The sequence below is a fragment of the Protofrankia sp. Cr1 genome (assembly GCF_963555865.1).
Classification (GTDB): domain Bacteria; phylum Actinomycetota; class Actinomycetes; order Frankiales; family Frankiaceae; genus Protofrankia.
Genome location: NZ_CAUVXO010000159.1, coordinates 5,780 through 7,046, shown reverse-complemented (window position 1 = coordinate 7,046; position 1,267 = coordinate 5,780). Strand labels below are relative to the sequence as shown.

Annotated in this window: 1 protein-coding gene; it reads right to left on the bottom strand. The window is 66.7% G+C overall.

The genetic code is table 11. The features are described 5' to 3' along the window. On the bottom strand, nucleotides 1–1,059 hold a 1,059-nt coding region (locus U9980_RS14060; protein WP_322768325.1), incomplete at its 3' end, for an XRE family transcriptional regulator. Nucleotides 1,060–1,267: the final 208 nt, after the last annotated feature.

Sequence of the window (1,267 nt, the reverse complement as noted above, 5' to 3'; positions counted from 1 at the left end):
GACGTCCACGTCGGGCACTGTGGGGATGTCGACTTCCAGCGCATCGGGATCGATGCCGAGCATCCAGGCGAGCGTTCCCTTGCCTAGGACCCCGGATGAGATCCCTGTGAGGTGCGCCTCCTGGAGGGAGAGGGGGAATCGACGCTGGGCGGCCGCGTCCATGCGTAGGGTGATCTCGTCCTCGCTCGAGTCGGACGCCCAGTAATGGCGCAACAGTCGCTGGGTCGTCTGTCCGGCCCAGGTCCGCACGACTGTGGGCAGGTGGCCGTTCAGAGCGTTCAGGCGGCGGGCGAGGGCGTCGGTGGACACTCCCCACTGCCACACGAGCCCAGCCAGCCCGACGGCGTCCAGGTGCTCCCAGTCGATCGCGGCGAGCGACTCGCGGGGGAGCAGAAGGTCCGCGGCGAACGCGTTCGCCGCCGCTTCGTGCCTGTCCCGCTCTGCGTCGGAGAGCTCCTGGTCGTGGTGGCCCCCGACGAGGTGGCCCAGCTCATGCGCCATCGACCAGTTCTCCCGGAACCAGTTCCCGGTCGCCGGGAGCGCGATCACGCGGTGCCCACCTGCGGTGAACGAGTACGCGGTGGACAGGTCGGCGACCCGCACGACATCGACGCGGAGCCGGGTCTCCAACTGTTCTGCGAAGGGCCGCACGAAATTCTCACCCAGCGCCGATCTGACGTCATCGGGGCTCTCCGGAAGGGCCGGTGCCTGCTGCGGTTCGGGGTAGGTCTGCCGGTACGCGAGGGCGATGTCGCGCAGCACCTGCTCGTCGGCATCGCGTCCGGGTATGTCCCGATGACCCGTCGCGTGGTCGAACCTGTGACGCGCGGCGACGACGAGCCGATGTGGGTCAGACTTTCCGGTGATCAGCCAATGGATGTCCGCATTCAGCAGGTCGGCCAGGCGCGCCAACTCGATTGAGGAGAAGGCACGCTTGCTGTTCAGAGCACGCGAGAACGCATCGGGAGTCATCCCGATGTTTTCTGCGATGTCCCGGTGTCGGGTGGTGGGACGGACCCGCGCGATGTGCTCCAGCATCCGGTCGCCGATGCTCTGCATGGGAGCATGATATCTGTACTGTTGGGAAAATCCCAACCGAACGCGCCCGTTGCTCACACTGGTGAGGCGCGACGATCAAACGGCGGGAGGACACCCTTTCGGACCTGGCGAACCGGCCGTCGGCTGCATGATCGTGGTGGTAGGCGACGTCTAGCTTGAGAGAGATACGTCGATGCGGACGACCGGCACCACGAGGCGTGCGTGGAGG